The organism is Aeromonas sp. 1HA1, assembly GCF_029237385.1.
In the GTDB taxonomy this organism is placed as follows: Bacteria; Pseudomonadota; Gammaproteobacteria; order Enterobacterales; family Aeromonadaceae; genus Aeromonas; species Aeromonas popoffii.
In genome coordinates this window covers 1-1,128 of sequence record NZ_JAACGC010000176.1, presented here as the reverse complement: position 1 = coordinate 1,128, position 1,128 = coordinate 1, and the positions used below count along the sequence as shown (strand labels likewise).

Annotated in this window: 1 protein-coding gene; it reads right to left on the bottom strand. The window is 58.5% G+C overall.

The annotated features are described in order from the left end of the window. The coding region (locus GWQ22_RS21485) for an IS256 family transposase (RefSeq protein ID WP_275931626.1) at positions 1 to 1,128 on the bottom strand (1,128 nt) is incomplete at both ends.

The window sequence follows — 1,128 nt, the reverse complement described above, 5'->3', positions numbered from 1 at the left end:
TGGATCGGCATGGTCCATTTCTTGGCGGCCTGCTGTATCGCGAGAAACGCCACTTTGAGCGCCGAGTCGTCGGTCGGGAACAGCTTCCTTTGCTTGGTCGCTTTACGCAGCACGCTGTTCAGTGACTCGATCGCATTGGTGGTGTAAATCACCTTCCGGATGGCGGGGGGATAATCGAACAGCGTGATCAGATTAACCCAGTTACTCTGCCAGGAGCGCGTTATCTGCGGGTACTGGCTATCCCAGCGCTCGCCGAAGGCCGCCAGCGCCTGCTGAGCCTCACGTTCCGTCGCAGACTGGTAGATCTGCTTCAGCTCCGCCGTCACCGCCTTGTAGTCCTTCCAGGAGACATAGCGCAGCGAGTTGCGGACCATGTGGACGATACACAGTTGCACCTTGGTTTGGGGATACTCCACGGCAATGGCATCAGGGAAGCCCTTGAGACCATCCACACACGCGATCAGGATGTCTTCCAGGCCGCGGTTCTTCAGCTCGGTCAGGACCGACAGCCAGAACTTTGCCCCTTCGGTCTCGGCCAGCCACAGGCCCAACAGCTCCTTGTGACCCTCCATATTGATGCCCAGTGCCAGATAGAGCGACTTGTTAATCACCCGCTGGTTCTCGCGGATCTTCAGCACAATGCAGTCCAGATAAACGATGGGATAGAGCGGATCCAGCGGCCGGTTTTGCCATTCGTGGACCTGCTCGATGACGCGTTCGGTCACCTTCGATACCAGCCCCGCCGAGATGTCGGCGTCATACATCTCTTTGAACGCGTCAACGATATCCCGGGTGCTCAAGCCCTTGGCGTAGAGGGCGAGGATCTGGTCGTCCATCTGGGTCAGACGGGACTGGCCCTTGCGGACAAACTGAGGCTCGAAGGACGAGTTACGGTCACGAGGGGCCTGGATGGTGACCTCCCCGTGCTGCCCTTTTAGGCGCTTGGTGGAATAGCCATTACGATTGTTGCCGGTCCCGCGGCCTTGTGGGGCGTGTTTCTCGTAGCCCAGATGCTCGTCCATCTCGGCATTGAGCGCGGTCTCGACGGTGAGCTTGATCAGCTGTTGGGTGAGGGTGCCGAGATCTTTTTCAGACTTGATGTCTTTTGCCAGCTCAGCGGCGAGTGCT